Consider the following 21,940-nt stretch of genomic DNA (forward strand, 5'->3'; position numbering starts at 1 on the left):
AATTGCCGCGAAAGGTCTCAAAGAATGGAGGCACCCCGTGGCCAATGAACCTGTGCTCGACAACGTCGACCGACTTCAGCGCTCCAGCCGCGACGTCACGACGCTACCGGCGGTGATGTCGAATTGGCTGGCCACGGTGCTGCCCGACGGCGCGAACCCCGCGGTCACGGTCGAAAGTGGGGTCGACTCGACGGGCATGTCGTCGGAGACCATCATCCTGACCGCCCGCTGGCACGAAGGCGGGCAGCCGACCGAGCAGAAGCTGGTCACGCGGGTCGCGCCGAGCGCCGAGGACGTGCAGGTCTTCCCCACCTACCGGCTTGATCACCAATTCGATGTGATCCGCAAGGTCGGCGAACTCACCGAGGTCCCGGTCCCGCCGGTGCGCTGGCTCGAGCCCACCGGCGAGGTTCTGGGCACGCCGTTCTTCGTGATGGACTACGTCGCCGGTGACGTGCCGCCCGACGTGATGCCCTACACCTTCGGCAACAACTGGTTTGCCGACGCACCGGTCGAGCGGCAGCGCGAACTCCAGGACGCCACCGTCGGCGTACTGGCGAAGCTGCACTCAATCCCCAACGCGGAGAGCACGTTTGGATTCCTGTCCGAGGGCCACGGCGATACCGCGCTGCGCCGGCACTACAACTGGGTGCGGGACTGGTACGACTTCGCGGTGCCCGACATCGGTCGATCGCCGCTGCTGGAGCGCACTTTCAGCTGGCTGGAAGACAACTGGCCGACGGAGGTGGACGCGCGCGAACCCGTGCTGCTGTGGGGTGACGCCCGGGTAGGCAATGTGTTGTACCGCGACTTCCAACCGGTAGCGGTGCTGGACTGGGAGATGGTGACGCTGGGCCCGCGCGAGCTCGATGTCGCGTGGATGATTTACGCGCACATGGTTTTCCAGGAGCTCACCGGGCTTGCCGGATTGCCGGGACTGCCCGATGTGATGCGCGAGGAGGACGTCCGCGCCACCTACGCGCGCCTGGCCGGCGTCGAAGTAGGTGAGCTGCGCTGGTTCTACGTGTATTCCGGCGTGATGTGGGCGTGTGTGTTCATGCGCACCGGAGCGCGGCGAGTGCACTTCGGCGAAACCGACAAGCCGGACGACGTCGAGTCGTTGTTCTACCACGCCGGATTGATGAAACGTCTTATCGGAGAGGACCAGTAATGCTCGGACCGCTCGACGAATACCCGGTACACCAGATTCCGCAGCCGATCGCGTGGCCCGGCTCCTCGGACCGCAACTTCTACGACCGGTCCTACTTCAACGCCCATGACCGCACCGGCGACATCTTCTTGATCAGCGGCATCGGCTACTACCCCAACCTCGGTGTCAAAGACGCATTCGTGCTGATCCGCCGCGGCGACACCCAGACCGCGGTGCACGTGTCGGACGCGATCGACCAAGACCGCCTCAACCAGCACGTCAACGGCTACCGGGTCGAGGTGATCGAGCCACTGCACAAGCTGCGGATCGTCCTCGACGAAACCGAAGGTATCGCAGCCGATCTCACCTGGAAGGGCCTGTTCGACGTCGTCCAGGAACAGCCGCACATCCTGCGGTCCGGCAACCGGGTCACGCTGGACGCGCAGCGGTTCGCGCAGCTGGGCAGCTGGAGCGGACACGTCGTGATCGACGGCGAGGAAATCATCGTCGACCCCAACACCTGGCTGGGCAGCCGCGACCGGTCGTGGGGCATCCGCCCGATCGGCGAGGCTGAGCCGGCCGGACGGCCCGCCGACCCACCGTTCGAGGGCATGTGGTGGCTATACGTACCAATGGCTTTCGACGACTTTGCGATCGTGTTGATCATCCAGGAGGAGCCCAACGGGTTCCGCTCGCTCAACGACTGCACCCGGATCTGGCGCGACGGCCGTGTCGAGCAGCTGGGCTGGCCGCGGGTCAAGATCCACTACACGTCCGGCACCCGCATTCCGACCGGGGCCACCATCGACGCGACCACTCCGGACGGCTCACCGGTCCACTTCGACGTCGAGTCCAAATTGCCGGTGCCCATTCACGTCGGCGGCGGCTACGGTGGCGATTCGGACTGGATCCACGGCACCTGGAAGGGCGAGAAGTACGCCGAACGCCTGACCTACAACATGACCGACCCGGCAATCATCGGGCGTGCCGGTTTCGGGGTGATCGACCACGTGGGTCGCGCGGTCTGCATCGAGGGCGACAAGCCGCCGGTCGAGGGGTGGGGCCTCTACGAGCACGGCGCCCTGGGCCGCCACGACCCGTCGGGGTTCGCCGACTGGTTAACGGTTGCGCCGTAACCGTTTTGCTCCGCGGCCATCGGTCGGGCTCCCGTGACAGTAGGACATCACATGCTCACGGACCAGGGTATCGACGTTCGGGTCACGTCTGGCGAACGCTTCGACGATCGCGATGTGATCGTCGACGTTTGCGTGTAACTCGGTGCGCAACAAGCGAATCGACAAATTCGTCCACACCTCGATGCCCAGCGATTCCCAGACCGCCAGCAGCACCCGGTTGCCCGCACTGGCGACGATCTCGCGATGGAAGGCAACGCCGGCCCGAACTTGCATGCCGACGTCACCCAAGTCGGCCGCCTTGCGAATCTCGTCGGCATGCCGATGCAATGCGGTCACGTCGCCGTCGAGTCGTTCGACCGCAAGTGATGCGGCGAGGCCTTCCAAAGCCGCTCGCACGGGGTACATCTCCAACAGGTCATCGGGACCTATGTCGCGAACACGCGCACCCTTGTTGGGCTCCGAGCTGACCAGCCGCAGCCCTTCCAGATCCCGCAGCGCTTCACGAACAGGCGCTTGGCTGACGTTCAGGTCGGTGGCGACCTGCCGTTCGACAATCCGGTCGCCGGGTTGCCACCGACCGCTGATCAACCCGTCGAGCAGCACACCCAAAATCTGTTCACGCAGCGGCATACCACGCACCTCGGGCCGTGCGTCAGACGTGTTGGACACCGCCCCACTTTAGGCCGAGCGCCACGCCCGGTTCCGAACATCCGCCAGAGTCGGCCCGGGTTCCCGGTTGATCTGCATCACCCGGCACTTGATGCCTCCGCACGCCTTGCGGATTTCAGTACCGGTCACCTCGATGACCTCGACGCCGGCGGCCCGGATTTTCTCGTTCGTGGCGTGACAGTCCGCGTGTGCGAGCACCTTGCCGGGCTCCAGCAACAGCACGTTGCATGGAGCCAGAAAATCGCGCTGCTCCTGTCCGTCGGCCTCGATCAGTTCGAAGTTGTTGTCGTACAACCAGGTACGCGCCTCCCAGTCCAGCGCCGCCGGAGACACAACCAGCTTTCCGACGTCGATCGCGTTAATGTTGATGTCCGGATGAGCGCACGCGCCGGTCGCTTGGTTGAAAAAGCCTTCCACGGCCGGTCTCAACTGCAGGTTGTAGAACTCGCTCGTACCACTCGTCTTGGAGATGGCGTTGACGAATTGTTCCGTCCCACGCTGATCGTAAGAGGCGGACAAGCAGGTGACCAATACCTCCTCGGCGATCATGTTGCATGCCCCCGGCTCCATGGCGCCTTCGGTGATGGCGATGAGCGGAGGGATGTTGAGGGTGTTCCAGGCCCACTTGGCCAGGTACTCGGTCACCCCGACCATGCCGGGCAGGAACCCGAAACGGGAGATGACGGAACCCCCGCGCCAGATCGAACCCCACGACAGAAACACATGGCCCATCAGCGGACCGTACGGATTGGTCGGCTCCTCCGGATAGTCGATCCAATGCACAGTAATGCCGCTGTCCTCGAATGCCGTTGCGAGTTCCTCGGTTTCGCGCTGAAACGCCAACAAGTCGACCGGTCCGCGATCCGGTACCCCCATCAGCGCCTGGAAGAACGCCGGATTTTCCCTGTACTGCGAACTCTGATCGTGGAGCGTGTGCTTGGTCGGCATGTGCAAGGCGACCTCGGTCAGCCGACCGATTCCGTTGAAGCCGAACGATCGGCCCGCCACTGCCTCGGCTTGATAGGTGCGGTAGTCCACCTCGTGGGTGGCACGCACGAACTCGTAGGTGCTGTTCCCGTCCCGATAGTGCGGGATGTCCGTCAGCCGCCAATCGTCATAGGCGCGGCGGAATTTGGGCGTGTCCAGGGTTGTCATCGATTCCTCGGTTCGCATCGGTGGGACCTCACCCGCCTACTTTGATCGATGATCGATCATTTGTCAAAGGCCCGGTGTGCTGCGTTACCCCACCGTGGGCTCCTCGGGACATATTGAGCCGTATCAACCGGACAACGCGACGTCGGCGGGAAACCGTCAGCGACGGTACGCCGCGCCAGGGTGGTCGGCAGCCAGCAGCGGTCCCTTACCGCCCAGCCGTTCGCGCAGCGTGCAACGCGGGACCTGATCCGGGACCCGTCCGCGGCGACGCAGTTCGGGCACAACCAGTTTCGCGAAGTCCACGAAGGTGCCCGGCGTCGTCACGTAGGCGAGGTTGAACCCGTCGACGTCGGCCTCCTCGACCCAGCGCTCGAGTTCGTCGGCGACCTCGCCGGGTGAGCCCACCAGCAGCGGCCCGCGCCCGCCGATGCCGATCTCTTCGGCGAGTTCCCTTGCCGTCCAGGTGCGCTCATCGGTGGTGAAGGAGGCCAGCGCGGACCGGTTGGCGTCTGTCTCGCTGTAACGCAGCGGGCCGTCGTCACCCAGCTCGGCCAGGTCCACCCCGGTCCAGCCGCCGAAGAGCGCCAAAGCGCCAGTCGTGCTGACGTATTCACGGTATTCAGCTAACTTGGCCACGGCTCGCTCGTGCGTCTCGGCGACGATCGGGGTCACCATGGTGAAGACCTTGATGGAACGCGGATCCCGGCCCAACCCCGCAGCGGTCTCGCGCAGCGCCCGCACCGGGCCGCGCACGATTTGGGGTGTCGGGCCGGAGATGAACGCGGCCTCGGCGTTGGCGGCGGCAAATTGGACACCGCGCGGCGAGGCGCCGGCCTGGAACAGCACCGGTGTGCGCTGCGGAGACGGTTCGCACAGAAACGGTCCCGGAACCGTGAAATAACGGCCTTTGTGCTCGATGTCGTGCACCTTGGCCGGATCGGTGAACACACCGCGTACCGGGTCGCGCACCACCGCGTTGGCCTCCCACGAAGCTTCCCAGAGTTTGTAACAGACCTCGAGGTACTCATCGGCGATCTCATAGCGCTGGTCATGCGGAATCTGGGCGTCGAGGCCGAGATTGCGTGCCGCACTGTCCAGATACGAGGTCACGATGTTCCACGCCACCCGTCCGCCGGTTAGGTGATCCAGTGTCGACAACCTGCGTGCCAGCGCGTAGGGCTGCTCGTAGGTGAGCGACAACGTGATCCCGAAGCCGAGCGTCTCGGTCACCGCCGCCATCGCGGAAACGGCGGCGGTCGGGTCGTTGACCGGAAACTGCGCGGCGTCTCGCACCGCGGCATCGCGAGACCCGCCGTACACGTCGTACACGCCGAGCACGTCGGCGAGAAACAACGCGTCGAAGCCGCCGGCCTCCAGGATTTTGGCCAGTTCGGTCCAATAGCCGAGTTCGCGATACCGATAACCGCGGTCCTCGGGGTGACGCCACAGCCCGGCCGACTGGTGCCCGACACAGGCCATGTCGAAGGCATTGAGGTAGATCCTGTTCATCGTGCCCACTCGATTTGGTCCCCGTACGTTTCCCGTGCCGCGTAGGCCGCGGCGACCGTGATAGCCGCCAGCACCGCGAAATACCCCACGATCAACCACGGTCTACCGCCGCCGGCCACCAGCAGAGCCGCCGCGATCAACGGCGCGAAGCCTCCCGACAGCACGGCTCCGATTTGATAACCCAGCGACGACCCACTGTAACGCAGCCGGGTGTCGAAGAGTTCGGCGAACCAGGCGGCCTGCGGCCCGTACATCGCGTCGTGAACAACGTTGACGCCGAACACGATTGCGAGCACCACCGCGATGGCTGACCCGCTTGCGGCGGCGACGAAAAACAACGCCAGCGCGACCACCCCCGCCAGCGCGCCGAACAGATATGGGGGCCGGCGACCGATTCGATCGGACAACAATGCCCAGCCTGGCGTGCTGAGCAATCCGAGTGCCGACGATATCAGCACCGCGATCAATCCGACGCCGCTGCCCTTGCCGAACGAATCCTGCAGGTAGGTAAGTGAATACGTGGTCAGCAACACAAAGAGTGCAATTTGGGACATTCGTAACCCGGTGGTGATCAACACATTACGGGGCTGGCTGCGCAACACCTCCAGCACCGGCAACGTCGAGAGGTCGTCGCGCTCTTTGAGACGCTCGAAAATGGCGGCGTCACTGAGCCGCAGCCGGATGAACAGCCCGATCCCCACCAGAACGGCACTGAACAGAAAGGGTATCCGCCATCCGAAAGCCAGGAACGTGTCCGCGCCGCACACCTTGCGGGTCAAAAAGAAGATTGACGTCGCCAGCAACATGCCGGCCGGGGAACCGAGCTGGGTGAAGCTGCCGAACAATCCACGGCGCCCGGGCGGTGCATGCTCAACCGAGAGCACGGCCGCGCCTCCCCATTCGGCGCCGACCGCGAGTCCTTGCAGCACCCGTAACGCGGCCAGCAGCGCCGGTGCGGTCACCCCCACCGCGGCGTAGGTCGGCAACAGCCCAATCGCGGTGGTGACGAGCCCCATCGTCAGCAAGGCGGCTACCAGAACGGCCTTGCGCCCCAACCGGTCCCCGAAGTGACCGGAGATCACGGCACCGATCGGTCGGGCGCCGAACCCGGCCGCATAGGTGGCGAAGGAGGCCAAAGTCCCGGCTGTTGACGAAACATGAGGAAAGAACAGCGGTTTGAACACGAGCGCGGACGCTGTCGCGTAGAGGTAGAAGTCGTACCACTCGATCGTGGTGCCGATCATGCTGCCCAGAGCTACGGTTCGCAGCTGTGGTCTTGTATTAGCCGTAGCGGCCGGCTCAGTGGCAATCACGTGATCGCAGATTAGGCAGTTCGCCGCCGCGGGCATACGGTTGCCATCGCCGTGATGCGAACGTCCTCTACCGCGGGCGTGTCACCATGCGGTTGACTAGGGGGTGTGACGATGCCGTCGTGGACTGTCGATGTTGCGGTGGTCGGCGCGGGGTTTGCCGGTCTCGCCGCGGCGCGGGAGCTGACGCGACAGGGTCACGACGTGGTGGTGTTCGAGGGTCGCGACCGCGTGGGCGGGCGCGCGTTCACCGGTAGCGTCGCGGGATTGCCGGCGGATATGGGCGGCGCGTTCGTCGGCCCCACCCAAGATGCGGTGCTGGCGCTGGCGGCCGAACTGCAGATCCCGACTACGCCTACCTACCATGACGGCAAGAACGTCATCCAATGGCGCGGCTGGACACGTTCCTACCACGGCACCATCCCCAAGCTTTCGCTGACGGGGTTGCTCGACATCGCCCGGCTGCGTTGGCAATTCGAAAGAATCGCGCGCAGCATTCCGGTCGACGCACCGTGGCGGGCACAGCGCGCCCGCCAGCTCGATGAGGTGTCGTTCGGACAGTGGTTGCGTTCGGTGCGCGCCAGCGCCTCGTCGCGCGACCTGATGGCCATCATGGCCCGGGTCACCTGGGGATGCGAACTTGAAGACGTGTCGATGTTGCACGCCGCGCGCTACATCCGGGCCGCGGGCGGTCTGGACCGGATGCTCGACACCCAGGACGGCGCCCAGCAGGACCATTTCCCGGGCGGCACCCAGCAAATCGCCCGGTCGGCGGCCGACGAACTGGGCGCACGCGTCGTGCTGAATGCCCCGGTGCACCGCATCGAACGGCACGGTTCCGGCGTGACGGTCACCTCCGATGCGGGTACGGCCGACGCCGGGTTCGTCATAGTCGCGATCCCGCCGGCTCATCGCGGGGCCATCGAGTTCACCCCCCCACTACCCGTCGAGTACCAGCGTCTGGTCGAACAGTGGCCGCAGGGCCGGCTCAGCAAGGCTTTCGCGGCATATTCGACACCGTTCTGGCGAGCCAACGGACTCTCGGGACAGGCGCTGTCCGACAAGGGACCGGTGTTCATCACCTTCGACGTCAGCCCGCAGGCCGACGGGCCGGGAATCCTGCTGGGCTTTGTCGACGCCCGGGCGTTCGATTCACTGCCCACCGACCAACGCCGCCGCGACGCCTTGCGCTGCTTCGCGTCGCTGTTCGGCGAGGAGGCCCTTCAGCCACTCGACTATGTGGATCATCGCTGGGGCACCGAGGATTTCGCTCCGGGTGGCCCGACCGCGGCGGTGCCGCCGGGGTCGTGGACGCGGTTCGGGCGCTGGCTGCGCGAACCGGTCGGACCGATTCACTGGGCTGGCACCGAGACCGCCGACGAGTGGACCGGGTTTTTCGACGGGGCGGTCCGGTCCGGCCTCCGAGCGGCCGCCGAGATCACCGCCCTGCTATGAGCTGATCTGCGCGACCGGCAGGGTGATGGATTCGGCCAGTGACCGCAGCTGGCCGGTGACCTCACGGTGGTGCTCCAACATCGAGCAGTGACCGCCGGGCAGCTCGACCAGGCCGACCACGTTGGGCGCGGTGCGGGCGATCTCGCGGGCCGCGGCGATCGGTGTCAGGCGATCTTCTTCGCTGCCGATGACCAGGGTTGGCACCGTCAACCCGGTCAGGTCCAGGTACCGCGACCCCAGGGATTCGACGAGCATCCTCGTGCAACCGCCGCGCCCGGCGGCTGGTGTCCGCGCGAACAAGTCGTGGATCAGTGTGGCGGCACTCGGGTCGGCGTCCTTTCCAACCGCGAGCATTGCAATCAGGCTGCGAGTGGCCAGCAGCGCCGGACCCGGAATCGGGACGCCGCCGAACACGTTGATCAACCCGCGCGCGGCGAGCGATCGCGCCGGCGACAGCCGCCCCGGCACCGAGAACAGCCTGACCTGGCGCACCAGGTCGCCGGTGGTCGTGTTGATCAACGCCACGGCATCAGCGCGCCGGTGGACCTTGTGGCGGTAGCGGGCCGACCACGCGGCAATCGTGATCCCGCCCATCGAGTGCCCGGCGATGACGGCGCGCTCATGCGGCGCCAACGTCGCGTCCAACACGCAATCCAGATCGGACGCAAGGTGTTTCAGGCTGTATCCGCCGCGGCGCGGAACCCCGCTTCGGCCGTGGCCGCGGTGGTCGAACGCGATCACCCGGTATTCGGAGGCCAACTCCGCGATCTGGTAGGCCCACGCCCGGATCGCGCAGGTGATGCCGTGAGTCAGCACGATCGGATAGCCGTCCGGCGGCCCGAAGACCTCCGCGTGCAGCGGGGTGCCGTCGACCGCGCGGACGGTCAGCGTGCGGCTCGACGGCAGTACGCCGGGCAGCGGGTCAATCCCACGTGTCGTTCGCCGAGCACTCATCGCCAGCTCCCCCCGTCGAACACGGCCCCGTCGCCGCACTCTGGATGCAGCGATCTTATAACGGCACGAGCGTCCAACTATGCAATTTCGGCCAACCCGCGCGCCCGGATCACAGCACACAATTCGTCGTTAACTGGCAAACCCCGGCACCGCGCCGGTTGCGGTGTGAGAGGCTGACTGTCATGTCCCCGATGTCCCGTCGGGCGGTGCTCACAGCAACGATGAGCGCGGTCACTGGCGGGCTGCTGGCTGCCTGCGCACCGGGTGAACATTCGGTGTCACCACCACCCCCGCCGCCGGAGATCAAACCGGACACCGGGTCGGTCCTGATCGTGGGTGCCGGCATGGCCGGCTTGGCCGCCGCGCGCCGCCTGGTCGACGCGGGATGGCCGGTGCGCCTGATCGAGGCCCGCGACCGCATCGGCGGTCGTGTCTATACCAACCGCGACTGGGGTGTGCCGATCGAGATGGGCGCGTCCTGGATCCACGGCACCGCCAGCGACCCGATGATGGAACTGGCTCACGACGCGCACGCCGAGGTCATCCCGACCGACTACTACGGCTGGGCGAAGCTCGCGGTGGATCGCCGGCTGCCGGCAACGGGCTACGACGCCGACTCCTGGCGCCAGTTCGTCGAACGGGCCTGCGATCGGGTCACCGGCGGGAGCCTGGGCGCCGCCGTCGACGCCGCGGCCAAGCGCGCGGAGCTTTCGGGTTCGGATCGCACCCAGCTGGCATTCTTTGTCGCCACCGAGATCGAGGACGAATACGCGGCCGGCGCAGACCAGCTCTCCGCCAACACATTTGACACCGGCGACTACGCCGACGGCGACCAGGCGGTGATCACGAACGGCTACGACGCCCTGCCGAAGCTGCTGGCCGACGGACTTCAGATCGTCTTTGGCACGCCGGTCACCGCGATCACTCGACGTGACAGCTCCGTCACCGTGCACGCCGGAAACCAGTCCTTCGAAGGCCCCGCTGCGATCGTCACCGTCCCTCTCGGAGTGCTCAAAGCCGGTGCGATCGCCTTCGATCCCCCGCTCCCCGACCAACATGCTCGCGCCGTGAACGCCCTGGGATTCGGCGTGCTGTCGAAGACCTTCTTCCGGTTCAACCGGCGAACATGGAAGACGGACAACGCCTTCTACCTCTTCATGGGCACCGACCCGGGCGCGTGGGCGCAGTGGTTCACCCTGTCCAACAGCGCCGGACCGATCGTGGTGGCCTTCAATGCCGGCGAACGCGGCCGGGCGGTGGAGGCGTCCTCGGCAGCCGATGTGACCGCCCGGGCGCTGCCGATCGCTCGCCAGCTGTTCGGCGACGACGTCGCGCCGGTGGAAGTCCGGACCTCGAATTGGAGCACCGACCCCTATGCGCGGGGCAGTTACTCATTCCACGCGCCCGGTTCCGGGCTCGACGATCGCCGCTGCCTGCGGGACCCGATCAGCGATCGGCTTTACCTGGCGGGCGAGGCTGCCGACACCAAAAACCCGTCCACCGTTATCGGGGCCGTGGTCAGTGGACGCTATGCCGCCGACCAACTGATGCGCCGGATTAAGAGCTAGCGCGAAACACCAAAGCGCTCAGTAGTTTAGGTGGACGCCGCATTTGAATCGCGCGCGGTCACCGTCCAGCTGGCGAGCAGCCGCAGCGCCTCGTCAGAAGGTGAACCCGGTTCGGCTGTATAGCCGATCAACGACAGCCCACCGACGCCGGCGATGTCGAAGACGTTGTAGGTCAGTTCCAGTTCACCGACCTCGGGATGCCGGAATCGCTTGGAGCCGTGGCGATGTGACTTGACGTTGTGCGCCGCCCAACTCGAGCGGAAGGGCTCGCTGCGCGATCCGAGCTCCCCGACCAGGTCGGTGACGGCCGGTGAATCGGGGGCGCGCGCCGCCTCGGCCCGCAGCAGCGAAACGACGTCGTCGGCTTCGCGGTCCCACTCGGGAAAAAACCGCTCGGCCGCGGCGTCGAGAAACATGAATCGAGCCAGATTCGGTGTCGCCCTGGCACGGGCGAAGACGGGTGCGTAGAGCGCGCGCCCGAGCGTGTTCGCGGTGACCACATCGAGGTGGCCGTTGATCACGATCGCGGGCGCGGTGACCATGCTGTCCAGCAATGCCTGCACCCCCGCCGGGATGGTTCGGCCCGCGGGAGAAACCGATCGGCTCCGGGCGCCCTTGCTGGTGACGGCACGAACCAGGTCGAACAAGTGAGTTTCCTCTGCCTCACCGAGTTGCAGGGCGCCGGCGACCGCATGCAGGACGTCGTCGGAGACACCGGCCACATTCCCCCGTTCTACCTGCGTGTAGTAGTCGATGCTCACACCGGCCAGCCGAGCCACTTCCTCACGTCGTAGCCCGGGCACGCGGCGGCGCCGCCCCGGCGGCAGGCCGACCGCCTCGGGGGTGATCCTCGCCCGTCGCGACATCAAGAAGTCCTTGATGTCCTTGGCAACGTCCATCTCTCCCGGATACCCCGCCGGCGGGCAAACATCCATACGACATTACCGACCATCGGTCTTGTATACCGACCACTGGTCGGTTATCGTTCTCGGCCGTGGAGGTAGCAATGAACCAGCCGGATCCATCGCGGTTTCGTACCCGGATGTTCGCGCGCGCGTTCGGACCGTTCTTTCTGATCGTGCCGACGATCGTCGCGTTTCGCGCGACCTCACAAATGCCCGTACTGCTCGACGAGTTCAGCCGAGATCCTATGTGGCAGTGGGCGCTTGGGGCGCTGCTGCTGATGTGGGGCAGCGTCATCATCGCCTTTCATCAGTATTGGCGAAGTGTCGCAGCGGTTCTGATTTCACTGCTGGGGTGGTTTCTCGCGATCCGCGGGATACTCGTCCTGGCGATTCCCGACGTATACGACTCGGCCGGCAAGTCGCTGCAGGAAAATGCCATACCGGTAGTGCGCGCCATCTTCGGCGCCATCGCATTGGTCGGCCTGTACCTGACCTACGTGGGCTGGATCGCGAAGCCCACCGTGCCGGACCACTCCGATGCCGCGAGTAGTTAAGCACCCCGACGTACGCCGTGCCGAGATCCTGGATCGCGCTGCGGCGCTGTTCGTTGCGCGCGGCTACGAGAACGTCAGCCTCAACGAGCTGATCGCCGACGCCGGTGTCTCCAAAGGCGCTTTCTACCACTGGTTTCCGTCGAAGGACGCGCTCATCACAACGCTGGCCGAGCGCAGCGCCCACACACAGCTCGCCGCCATCGAAGAGGCGATCGCGCGTTGCGACGGCAATGCGCTGGATCGGCTCAACACGCTGCTGCGGGCGGGTTTCGACGTCAAGATGCAGACCGGCACACCCGAGCAGCTGGCGGCGATGGTCTCGCTGCTACGGCCCGAGAACGCGCATCTGTACGGGCGCATCGTCACGGTGAGCGAGCAGTTGACGCAACCGCTGCTGACCCGGTTGATCTCCGACGGAGTGGCCGAGGGCATTTTTCACACCTTCGACCCCGAGGGTGTCGCCGACATGATTCAAGGTCTGGCCGCGCGCCTGCACTCCAACGTCATCCAGATCGCCGACGCGACCGATGAGCCCAGCAGGCAGCATGCCATCGATGTCTTGACCACCAGGTTCAAACTGCACGGGGTGGCCGCCGACCGGATTCTCGGCCTACCCGACGGCAGCATCATCGCGCTCAACCGCGCGCAGGTCGAGACGATGGTGGCGGCTTTGCCGCGCGATTACTGAGGCGTGGATTGGGCATAGGTGTTACATGACGGCTAACCATCCCCCGCAGCAGAAACAGCGTTCGACTGCCGACACCATCGCCACGATCACCATGTTCGTGCTCGCCGGGATCGCGGGAGCGCTGACCATCACGTTTTCCTTCTTTTTCGCGATGGCGACCGATTCGTGCGCGGGCAACCGGTGCGACACGTCGGCGCTCGATTGGGCCTACGTGGTGACCTGGGGCGGCGTCGGCGTCGCGGCCATCATCGCCATCGGCGGCGTCATCATCGCGGCTGCGCGCAAGCGGGTCATGTGGGTGTGGCCGACCGCTGCGCTCATCGTGATCATCGTCGCGGTCGTTATCGGCTCACAGCTGGCCGACTCGGTCGCCCCACATCACTGACGAGCGAGCCGATAGCCTTGCGCTACCAAGCAACTCGACGTTACGTCTCGAGCGCCTTCGCGCACGCGTCCAGGATTGCGAGGAAACTCCCGCGCAGCAGTCGGCGGCTGACCGCTTCCAGCACTTTTCCTCCGGCCGCGGCCGGATGGGTGTAGTTGGTCAGCCAGTCGATGTGCGTCCCATCGCCCGCGGCCGTGAACGTCAGGGTGCCACCGTCGTGCTTGAACGGTGGGATCGACTTGACGATCAGGTAGGTATAGCTGTGCGGCCGGTCATAGGCCGTGAATTCCTCACGGAAATAGGTGCCGATGCCGATCACCTCGCGCAGCGCTCCGGGCTCCGGGCCAGACGTGCCTTTGGCCCAATAGCCCTTGAGAACCAACGGCGCGGCGGCCAAATTGACGGGGTCGGCCAGCCAGTCGAAGACCTGCTCGAGTGGCGCGGCGATCATACGTTCCACGTGGATCTCGACCATCAGAACTCCCGCCCGGCAGTTACGGCATTGACCGCACGCCATGCTAGCCGCGGGCCGGGCCACGCGGCATCACGCACGGGCTGGCAACGGCAGACATCTTTGCGGGGACACACGACACCGCGATCGGCGCCTTAGAGAAATCATAAGGTGATGTTGCTGGCACCCGCTTCAGTTGGTCACGATTTGGTCACAAGGTGCGGGTACTGACTGCCTGGGCGTGACCAAGCCGAGAACTGTTGTCCATCCAAGCGTTAGCTACACGCACGATCGGCAGGTTGCCCACATCATCCTTAGCTACCTTGGACTCCGGGGAGTCGGGAGTCCCCGCGAATCAATTCGGATCGATTCGAAGGACAACACTGATCATGAATTTCAGCAGTATCGTCGCGCGCCGGCGCGTCGCCGGCATGAGCGCCGGTTGCCTGCTCGGAGGAATGGCCCTGGGCCTCGTCGCCGCGCCGTCAGCCACCGCCGCACCCGACTGCAGCCCCGCGGGTGTCAACGCCACGGTTTCCTCGGTACAGGGCGCGGCCGAGCAGTACCTCGCCGCGCACCCCGGTGCCAACCAGGTTGTCAGCGCGGCCTACGGACAGCCCCGGGGGGAGGCCGCCTCCAGCCTGCGCGGCTACTTCACCGCGCACCCGCAGGAGTATTACGACCTGCGCGGCATCCTGGCGCCGATCGGCGACACCGAGCGCCAGTGCAACGTGTCGGCCCTGCCGGGCAACCTGGAATCGGCCTACCACGAATTCATGGCAGGCTGATTCCGCGCCAAACGACCCGCCACACTGCCGTGGCGGGTCGTTTGCTTGTGCGGTTGAACTGGTGTCAACCGCAGCGCGGGTGGGTAATTTCCAGTCAGCCACGGGACTGGAGGTGATGATGCGGCTGCGCCGAAGCACCCTGAGCAACCCCGGAATCGCGCGCAAGCGCCGGGGCAAGGGCTTCACCTACGTCGGGCCTGACGGCAACCCGCTGACCGACGAAGCCGCCCTACAGCGCATTAAGGACCTGGTGATCCCACCGGCGTGGAAGAAAGTGTGGATCTCGCCGCACCCCAACGGACATATCCAGGCCGTCGGCACCGACGCAGCGGGACGCCGCCAGTATCTCTACCATTCCGCGTGGCAGCAGGAGCGGGCCGAGGAGAAGTTCGACCGCGTCCTGGACATGTCCACGCGGTTGCCGGAATTCCGTGCCCGCATCGTCGCCGACCTCGGTGATCGTGGCGCCTCCCGAGATCGCGTGCTGGCGCTGGGACTGCGACTGCTGGACCGTGGCTATTTCCGCTCCGGTGGTGAGCAATACGCCGACGAACACGAGTCCTACGGAATTGCCACGCTGCTGTGTGAGCACGTGACTGTGCATCGCGACGCGATCGAATTCGACTATCCCGCCAAGAGCGGGGTGCAGCGCACCGTTGCGGTCAAGGATGCCGACGTCGTCCGTGCGGTGCGCTCGCTGATGCGACGCCGCGGCAGCGGTGAACGATTACTGGTGTACCGCAACGCATCCGGATGGACTGAAATTCGCGCCGAGGACCTCAATGCCCGGTTCAAAGAGCTCGTCGGCGGCGAATTCACCGTCAAGGACCTGCGCACGTGGCACGGAACAGTGCTGGCGGCCGCCGCATTCGTCGATGCCGACCCGCCCGTATCCCAACGCGTGACCAAACGCGTTGAGGCCGCGGTGATGAAGGAGGTCGCCGAGGGACTGGGCAACACTGCGGCGGTGGCACGCGGCTCGTACGTCGATCCGCGTGTCGTCGTCGGCTACGAGCAAGGACTCACCATCGGGGCCGCCGCGCAGCGCGCCGAGCGTGCGCGTCGGCCCGACGCGGCGCAGGAGATACTCGAGAAGGCGACTCGCATGTTGATTCGTAGAGTAGCCAAGGGCGACAAGGTGTCTCATTCCGCGCTGGCGAAGACGGCGTAGCCCGCGTCAGGCGGTTTTCCGTTGAGGTTCGTGTTGGCGCGCTGCGCCCCTATGGCACCGACGCCGCGCCTGTATCCGGTCGTCGACCAGCTGAAGTCCCTCCGGGACCGAATCGACAAGCGGTAGACCGTGGTTGGGGACCACGCGGGTAAGACGATCCAGCCGCGCGCCGGTGACCACACTCCAGTGGAGGTGGGCCCGCCGGTGTTCGCAGTTGAGGACAAGCAGCATCCGAAATCCAGCCATGCCAAGGAAATCCAGCTCGCTGAGGTCCAGGATCAGAGGAGCTTTCAGCCGCGAATAGCGGCGGATCGCGTCGCCCAGCAGGTCGGCGTTCGATGCGTCTATTTCACCGTCCACGCGCAAGACGGTTGCCAAACTGCGCGCGTGCACATGTAATTGCGCCCCAGCGCAATCGATCAGATGGCGGCAACGTGGTTGCCCACGAAAGTCTGGTGCATGTCGAAAAGGTAAAGCAGTCATGTAATTGCGCCCATCTTGAGTGGATTGGCGACAGGGCGGGTGACAACGATGTCCAGGTGGCCCCGAAGATGTCGGCAGCTGTGGACTCAACCTGACCAGAGCCTAGCGACAATACCTGAGTCCCGCATGCTCGCATGACGGCACACGCCCATGTGCAATATCAGAATGGCAAGCTACGCAGTAGGTTTCCCATCGGCAATTTGAGCTGACAAATACCAGCGGTTCGCCGCGCGACATCGTTATCCCTCAAACGAAGTTGATTCGATGCGCCGCACGACGCGCTAGTCCAGTTGCCTCAACGTGGTATGCGGGCTCTGGCCATAGGTCTGCCGGTACTGCACCGCGAAGCGACCGGTGTGTACGAAGCCCCACCGCTGTGCGATCTCGCCGACCGTAGTCGTGGAACGGTCGCTGGATAACAGGTCCAGATGCGCGCGGTGTAGCCGAACGCGCCGCATGTATCGCGTCGGAGTGGTGTCGAGTTGGTGTTTGAACAGGTATTGCACCGCCCTGGGCGTCAGGCGCAATGCGGCCGCGACATCGTGGATCCCTACGTCGCTCGCCGCGTTTCGGTGGATGAATGAAACAGCGTCTTTTAGTGCTTCCGGTACCTCCGGGTCGCTCAGCACGTCGCTGTCCGCGGTCAGGGTGGACGGGTAGCACTCGAGCAGTGCGGTCGCCATTACGGCGGCCGCCGATGCGGCGATCAGCGGCTGTTGCGCCGTATCGGCCGACGACAGCGTGGCCGTGACGTAATCCATTGCCCGGTGCCAGGCCCGGGCGGCGGCGAGCGAGCGCGGGCGCGGGTCCAAGAACCGGATCTTCTGCGGCAACGGCGCATGGTGACCGGCGGCGACCTTGCGCAGCACGTCTTCCCCGATGCTGACGACATCGAATTGCGCGGAATTGATTTGGAGCACACAGGGCATACCGTCGGCGACGAGCACCGGGTACTCGGACTCGCTGGCCGCGGTTATGGCGGTGGATAACGAACCGGCACGGGGTTGGATCACGAGAACCGATGTCGCCCCGGGAATTTCGCACCTGACCCGGCCCTGAATCAGAACCTCGTCGAAATGCAGCGAGCCGGTATCGCAACGCCGGTGGGTAACGGCCGATCCTCTGGCGAGACCCATGACTTGCCAACCCGGCGTGTAGGCGGCGGCAAAGAAGCGACGCGCTTGGCCCGGATCGAACGTGCGAAATTGCTCGTGCCGAAGTGCGGCCGGCCGTGACAACCTTCCGGGGTCACGGGCGGCCCCGTAGTCGGCATTGCGCGATTCAGGCGATCCATCGGATACGCCGACGGACTTTTCGGCGACGCTGGTCATGACTTCGCCGTCGGTGTAGTGAAGTCACCGAAAGACTGCGTACCGGTCACCGTGTGACCTCTTCCATCGCCTTCGCTTGCCGTCCCGACGGCAAGTGTCCCGCACTGAGTCTCCCATAAATGGCCAGGGAGTCCAGCGCAATCCGATCCCACGTGTAGCGTGACATTGCCCGGCTTCTGCCCCCCGCGCCCATGCCCTCACAACGAAACCGTTCCGCGGCAAGCGTTCTCAAGGCAGTCGCCAGTTCTTTGGGGCTGTCGTCCGACAACAGATGGCCAGTCACATCGGTGACGACGACATCATTGAGCACACCGACGGGCACGCCGACTACGGCGACTCCGCTCGCCATGGCCTGCAACGCCGCCGTCGCCCGCGGCGGCCGGCGCGGTGTGCACGCGACGACGTCGACGGATCGCAACAACATCGGCAATTCGCTATCGGGAACGGCACCCAGGAATCGCACTCGGTCGGCCACCCCCAACTCGATGGTGAGTTGTTTCAGCTTCGCTCGCGCCTCGTCGTTTCTGCGGTTGGTCGACTCGGTTTCCGCGACCACGACCTCGGCCGCCGGGACCCGGGGCAAGGCCTGGATTGTGATGTCAAAACCATTGCCCGACAATGCATTTGGTGCCAAGCACAGAATACGGTAGACGTCGGTACGGTCGAACGCCGGGCCCACCGGAGTGTAGCGCTTGACGTCGACGCCCCCAGTGAGAACCGACGCCCGCTCCCGTCCGTGCCGCAATCTGGCGACCGTCTCGAGTTCTGAAGTGCTCTCGACGGTTGCCCAGCCCGCGCTGCGTGCCAACAGCGGCTCCAGGCGCGCACGCGCCGCGTCTTCACCCGTCGCGGTCCCGGGTGTCGCCGACAACGCGGTGAAGCCCTGGAAAGTCTGGACAGTCAGCCGGCCACTCCGTCGTGCGGCCAGCTGCGCCGCCATCCCGCCCAACCAGCCAAATGCGTGCACGATATCGGGTCGATCGCGTGACCACTGCTGGTCAAGTGTGGCCGCCCAATGCCCGACGAACGGCAAGGCGTCGGCCGCTGACCGCGCCGCACCGGGACCGACGCGCACCGAGACGATGCGATAGCCCCGGTCGGGCCGCTTTTGCTCGGTACGCCGATCCCGTTGCCGCACGTAGACCGTGACGTCGTGACCCAGGGCGGTCAGTGCGGTACTGAGGCGCGCCGGGTCGTCACCCACGAAGTCGTCGCCGATAACGATCGCGATCTTCACGACAAAGTCCTTCCGTAGCCGGTTCGAACTTGCGTCGAAGTACTCCACGCGCGGTGCGCCGCAGCGCCGTGGCGCCCGCGACACAGGGCCGTACCCAGATAAATGTCGACCCAAACCCGTAAGCGCCGGCGTTTTCGCCGACCGGCGAACCACTTCGCCTCGCGGATACCGCGGCCGCCGGGGACTGCGGCGAGAGCACCGGTAGGAGGACACTGGACCGCATGACGACCGGCGAGCACCGCCCTGGGGTGGCAGTGGTGGTGCTGTTGGCGTCGGCAGGTGGATTGAACGCGTTATCGGCGCTCCTAGGTGACCTGCCGGCGGATTTCGGCGCAGCCGTCATCGTGCAACAACATCTCGGCGGGCAATCCAGCGTGCTGCCGACGATTCTGCACAGGTCCACAGGTCATCGAGTGAGCTGGGCGCGCGACGGGCAAATGGTCGAACCGGGCCACGTGATCGTGTGCCCGCCGGATATGCACATGGAAGTGACACCGCAGGGTTGCTGCCGACTGCGCAGAATGCGGTCGCCCACCGAGCACCGCTTCGACGTTTTGCTGGCGTCGGTGGCCGCCTCATACGGGCCACGGGGACTGGCCGTGGTGTTGTCGGGCTCCGGCAGGGATGGCGCCGAAGGAGTCGCGGCGATGAAGCGGGCCGGCGCCTTCGCCATCGCACAAAGCCCGGATACCGCCGAATATCCCTCGATGCCCATCGCGGCGGCCCAGGCCGGTGCCGATCTGGTTTTGCCGATTAACGTCATCGGCGATGTCCTGGCCAGCATCGTCGAGGGCGCCCCTCCCCCGTGCCCATCGGCCGAAGCCGAGGCCGCAAACTCAATGCCGAGTATCGACGACACCACTGGTGAGGAAAGAGAGGCGATGGAAACCGAGGAAGTGACTGGCCCACCGCGCGGCGGCCTGAACCGGCTGTCGTTGAACCGCACCGCCAATACTCCGGCGGGTCGCGCCGAGGCCGCGCGCCGGCGCGCGGCCGAACTCCAGCGTCGGCGTCGGGATCTGGCGGCAGGACTCGGCGCCACGGCCCAATCGGTGGCTATCGCCCGACGCCGCGCCGAAGAGTCGCTGCGTCGGGCCATGCAAGCACGGCAGGCCGCCAACCATGCGGCAGCCGACCGGGCAACCGGTGACTAAGGCCGCTGCTCGCTTAGAACCTCCATCAGAAGCAATGCCCCTCCGACGGCTCCATCCCCCGAACGAAATGACGTACACGTCACCCGAATTCGCGCCGCCCGGCCACGCCGGTTGACCGCGTCCACCACGGTTTCACCGACGCTGTCCTGGTCGACGAACGCGTTGCCGATCAGTGGCCGCACGGTCTCCAACGGGAGCCCGATATCCAGCGAAGTCAGCCTGGCGCCGGTCGTCTCATCGGCCCGCAATCCCCAGAGGTCCTCGCAGCCGCGGTTCCACACCACCACCTTCATCTCGCGGTCCACCACGACCATGCCCAGCTGCATCGAGTTGGTCAGCGAATCCAGGAAGTTCTTGGCGTCGTCGAGTTCCAGGCTGCGTTCCCGCAGTGTGTCGTTGATCGTGTGCAGTTCGTCGTTGGTGGACTGCAGCTCCTCGTTCATGGTCTCGAGCTCTTCGTTGGTGGACTGCAATTCCTCATTGGTGGTCTCGAGTTCCTCCACCGTGGACTGCAGTTCCTCGTTGGTCGTCTCGAGCTCCTCGTTGGTGGACTGCAACTCCTCGTAGGCTGCCTCCAGCTGGCGGTTGGTCTGCACGACCTTGTCCAGTAGGGCACGCGTCGCGGTGACGTCGAAGAACACGATCGACACCCCGAGCAAGCCGTTTTCGGCGTCGACCAGAGGATTGACATGAATCTCGAACCACACCGTCTCGGCGCCGGGCCGCTGCCATTTGACGTCCGGAATCCGCGCCGAACGCCGCTCGACCTTCGCCTGCTCGAGGTAGGCGCGCAGCTCGACGGGGCGGTAGGAGACTTCGAGATCACGCAGCAGGCGGCCGATGTCGCGAGCCGACAAACCGAAGACGCTCTCCGCCTGCTGATTGATCATCGCGACGGTGTCCTCGCCGGTGACCACGATCTGCGCCACCGGGCTGGCGCGAAAAGCCAACTCGCGCACCGTCATCAGGCCCTGCAAGTCACCGTGGCGATCGTAGAACGCCGCCGCCGGATCGTAGCGATCCACGTTGCCGTGGGTCCCGGCCGCCTTGCGAAAGATCCGGTTCTGCAAGTTCAGCGGAGTGAAGCGGTCACCGTGGCTCAGTAACATCTCGGCGTGCCCCAGGAACAACGTGCCTTGCGGACCGAGCGCGAAATGCAAGCGTCCCAGCACATTTCGCTGAGTCTCGGCATTGAGATACATCAGGGTGTTACGGCACACCAGCAAGTCGACTCGAGAGATGGGCGCATCCTTGACGAGGTCGTTACGGCCGAAAATGACCGCGCGACGCAGATCTTTGTGGAACACGTAGCGGCCGTTGACCTGTTCGAAGTAGCGCGCCAGCATCTCTGGCGGTACCGACTCGACGGCTTTGGCGTCGTAGGACGCGACGCGGGCCTCGGCGAGCGCCTCTTCGTCGATATCGGTCGCATAGATCTTGACCCGCTGCCGGAATTCGTCGGCCCCAAGTGCGTCGGCCATGAGCATGGCCAGCGTGTACGCCTCTTGTCCGGACGCGCATCCCGCGCTCCATACCCGGATCGGGTCGGTGGGACCCCGCTCGGCAAGCAGCCGCGGAATGACCTCGTCCCGGACGAATTCCCAGGGCTCTACGTCACGGAAAAACGCGGTGACGTTGATCAGGATGGTGTTGAACAGCGCCGCGAATTCGTCCGAACTGGCTTGCAAGACGTCGAGGTACTCCTCGTAGGAGCTGTAGCCGGCATGCTCCATCCGATGACGGACGCGACGCATCAACGACGTCCGTTTGTAGCCGGTGAAGTCAAATCCACGAGAATCCCGCAGATATCTCAGCAAGGCCTCAAACGACTCGTCGGTGGTGTCGTCCATGGAAGTCCCTCGAAGATCGGCTGCTTGAGGACTTGAA

General features: G+C 65.3%; 21 protein-coding genes. 10 read left to right on the plus strand and 11 right to left on the minus strand.

All coding sequences use genetic code 11. The annotated features are described in order from the left end of the window. The first annotated feature begins 37 nt into the window (after positions 1–37). Complete coding sequence (locus tag AC5Y5O_RS21440) at positions 38–1,171, plus strand: phosphotransferase family protein (protein WP_500027298.1); 1,134 nt, start codon at positions 38–40, stop codon at positions 1,169–1,171. Continuing rightward, complete coding sequence (locus AC5Y5O_RS21445; protein ID WP_342929212.1) at positions 1,171–2,286, plus strand: Rv3169 family protein; 1,116 nt, start codon at positions 1,171–1,173, stop codon at positions 2,284–2,286. Before AC5Y5O_RS21440 ends, AC5Y5O_RS21445 begins: the two co-directional genes overlap by 1 nt. On the opposite strand, the gene AC5Y5O_RS21450 is transcribed toward AC5Y5O_RS21445, so the two are convergent. From AC5Y5O_RS21450 to AC5Y5O_RS21465, 4 genes are all read right to left on the minus strand, one after another. Next, positions 2,269–2,955 (minus strand): GntR family transcriptional regulator, encoded by a 687-nt coding sequence (locus AC5Y5O_RS21450; RefSeq protein ID WP_500027301.1) that lies wholly within the window; start codon positions 2,953–2,955, stop codon positions 2,269–2,271. The genes AC5Y5O_RS21445 and AC5Y5O_RS21450 overlap by 18 nt on opposite strands. 9 nt (positions 2,956–2,964) lie before the next feature. After that, a complete protein-coding gene (gene nnhA / locus AC5Y5O_RS21455; RefSeq protein WP_500027345.1) occupies positions 2,965–4,110 on the minus strand; it encodes a 2-nitroimidazole nitrohydrolase in 1,146 nt (381 codons plus the stop codon). A gap of 156 nt (positions 4,111–4,266) precedes the next feature. Next, positions 4,267–5,619, minus strand: a complete 1,353-nt coding sequence (locus tag AC5Y5O_RS21460; protein ID WP_500027302.1) for an LLM class flavin-dependent oxidoreductase — start codon at positions 5,617–5,619, stop codon at positions 4,267–4,269. Further along, positions 5,616–6,863, minus strand: coding sequence for an MFS transporter (locus tag AC5Y5O_RS21465; protein ID WP_500027303.1), 1,248 nt, complete (start codon positions 6,861–6,863; stop codon positions 5,616–5,618). Before AC5Y5O_RS21465 ends, AC5Y5O_RS21460 begins: the two co-directional genes overlap by 4 nt. 174 nt (positions 6,864–7,037) lie before the next feature. On the opposite strand from AC5Y5O_RS21465, the gene AC5Y5O_RS21470 reads away from it, so the two are divergent. Continuing rightward, entirely contained in the window at positions 7,038–8,384 is a 1,347-nt protein-coding gene (locus tag AC5Y5O_RS21470; protein WP_096285550.1) for a flavin monoamine oxidase family protein, read from the plus strand. Here AC5Y5O_RS21470 and AC5Y5O_RS21475 read toward each other — a convergent pair. Then, positions 8,379–9,338, minus strand: a complete 960-nt coding sequence (locus AC5Y5O_RS21475) for an alpha/beta fold hydrolase (protein WP_096285548.1) — start codon at positions 9,336–9,338, stop codon at positions 8,379–8,381. The genes AC5Y5O_RS21470 and AC5Y5O_RS21475 overlap by 6 nt on opposite strands. Positions 9,339–9,529: 191 nt before the next feature. On the opposite strand from AC5Y5O_RS21475, the gene AC5Y5O_RS21480 reads away from it, so the two are divergent. Next, complete coding sequence (locus tag AC5Y5O_RS21480) at positions 9,530–10,906, plus strand: flavin monoamine oxidase family protein (RefSeq protein WP_500027304.1); 1,377 nt, start codon at positions 9,530–9,532, stop codon at positions 10,904–10,906. Positions 10,907–10,932: 26 nt separating this feature from the next. On the opposite strand, the gene AC5Y5O_RS21485 is transcribed toward AC5Y5O_RS21480, so the two are convergent. Next, positions 10,933–11,805, minus strand: coding sequence for a helix-turn-helix transcriptional regulator (locus AC5Y5O_RS21485; RefSeq protein ID WP_096285544.1), 873 nt, complete (start codon positions 11,803–11,805; stop codon positions 10,933–10,935). A 107-nt stretch (positions 11,806–11,912) separates the two neighbouring features. Between AC5Y5O_RS21485 and AC5Y5O_RS21490 the strand changes: the two genes are divergently transcribed. From AC5Y5O_RS21490 to AC5Y5O_RS21500, 3 genes are read left to right on the plus strand one after another with little or no spacing between them, the layout of a single operon-like run. Beyond that, entirely contained in the window at positions 11,913–12,365 is a 453-nt protein-coding gene (locus AC5Y5O_RS21490; RefSeq protein ID WP_500027305.1) for a hypothetical protein, read from the plus strand. Continuing rightward, a complete protein-coding gene (locus tag AC5Y5O_RS21495) occupies positions 12,349–13,053 on the plus strand; it encodes a TetR/AcrR family transcriptional regulator (protein WP_096285541.1) in 705 nt (234 codons plus the stop codon). Before AC5Y5O_RS21490 ends, AC5Y5O_RS21495 begins: the two co-directional genes overlap by 17 nt. 25 nt (positions 13,054–13,078) lie before the next feature. Continuing rightward, positions 13,079–13,438: a hypothetical protein gene (locus AC5Y5O_RS21500; RefSeq protein WP_096285539.1), complete on the plus strand. Its 360-nt coding sequence runs from the start codon at positions 13,079–13,081 to the stop codon at positions 13,436–13,438. Between the two features lie 40 nt (positions 13,439–13,478). Here AC5Y5O_RS21500 and AC5Y5O_RS21505 read toward each other — a convergent pair whose 3' ends face one another. Next, a complete protein-coding gene (locus tag AC5Y5O_RS21505) occupies positions 13,479–13,913 on the minus strand; it encodes an SRPBCC family protein (RefSeq protein WP_500027308.1) in 435 nt (144 codons plus the stop codon). 365 nt (positions 13,914–14,278) lie between these two features. Between AC5Y5O_RS21505 and AC5Y5O_RS21510 the strand changes: the two genes are divergently transcribed. Then, complete coding sequence (locus tag AC5Y5O_RS21510; protein WP_096285535.1) at positions 14,279–14,677, plus strand: heme-binding protein; 399 nt, start codon at positions 14,279–14,281, stop codon at positions 14,675–14,677. A 118-nt stretch (positions 14,678–14,795) separates the two neighbouring features. Beyond that, entirely contained in the window at positions 14,796–15,848 is a 1,053-nt protein-coding gene (locus AC5Y5O_RS21515) for a DNA topoisomerase IB (protein ID WP_096290923.1), read from the plus strand. Positions 15,849–15,854: 6 nt separating this feature from the next. Here AC5Y5O_RS21515 and AC5Y5O_RS21520 read toward each other — a convergent pair whose 3' ends face one another. The 3 genes from AC5Y5O_RS21520 to AC5Y5O_RS21530 all read right to left on the minus strand — a co-directional run bounded on the left by AC5Y5O_RS21520 (position 15,855) and on the right by AC5Y5O_RS21530 (position 18,899). Further along, positions 15,855–16,331, minus strand: a complete 477-nt coding sequence (locus AC5Y5O_RS21520) for an STAS domain-containing protein (RefSeq protein WP_096285533.1) — start codon at positions 16,329–16,331, stop codon at positions 15,855–15,857. A 281-nt stretch (positions 16,332–16,612) separates the two neighbouring features. Then, positions 16,613–17,662: a helix-turn-helix transcriptional regulator gene (locus AC5Y5O_RS21525; RefSeq protein ID WP_500027311.1), complete on the minus strand. Its 1,050-nt coding sequence runs from the start codon at positions 17,660–17,662 to the stop codon at positions 16,613–16,615. A gap of 46 nt (positions 17,663–17,708) precedes the next feature. Beyond that, positions 17,709–18,899 (minus strand): glycosyltransferase, encoded by a 1,191-nt coding sequence (locus AC5Y5O_RS21530; protein WP_500027313.1) that lies wholly within the window; start codon positions 18,897–18,899, stop codon positions 17,709–17,711. A gap of 221 nt (positions 18,900–19,120) precedes the next feature. On the opposite strand from AC5Y5O_RS21530, the gene AC5Y5O_RS21535 reads away from it, so the two are divergent. Next, positions 19,121–20,053: a chemotaxis protein CheB gene (locus AC5Y5O_RS21535; RefSeq protein WP_096285527.1), complete on the plus strand. Its 933-nt coding sequence runs from the start codon at positions 19,121–19,123 to the stop codon at positions 20,051–20,053. Here AC5Y5O_RS21535 and AC5Y5O_RS21540 read toward each other — a convergent pair. After that, complete coding sequence (locus tag AC5Y5O_RS21540) at positions 20,050–21,903, minus strand: CheR family methyltransferase (RefSeq protein WP_500027315.1); 1,854 nt, start codon at positions 21,901–21,903, stop codon at positions 20,050–20,052. The genes AC5Y5O_RS21535 and AC5Y5O_RS21540 overlap by 4 nt on opposite strands. Positions 21,904–21,940 lie beyond the last annotated feature (37 nt).

Source organism: Mycobacterium sp. NGS40 (assembly GCF_059812735.1).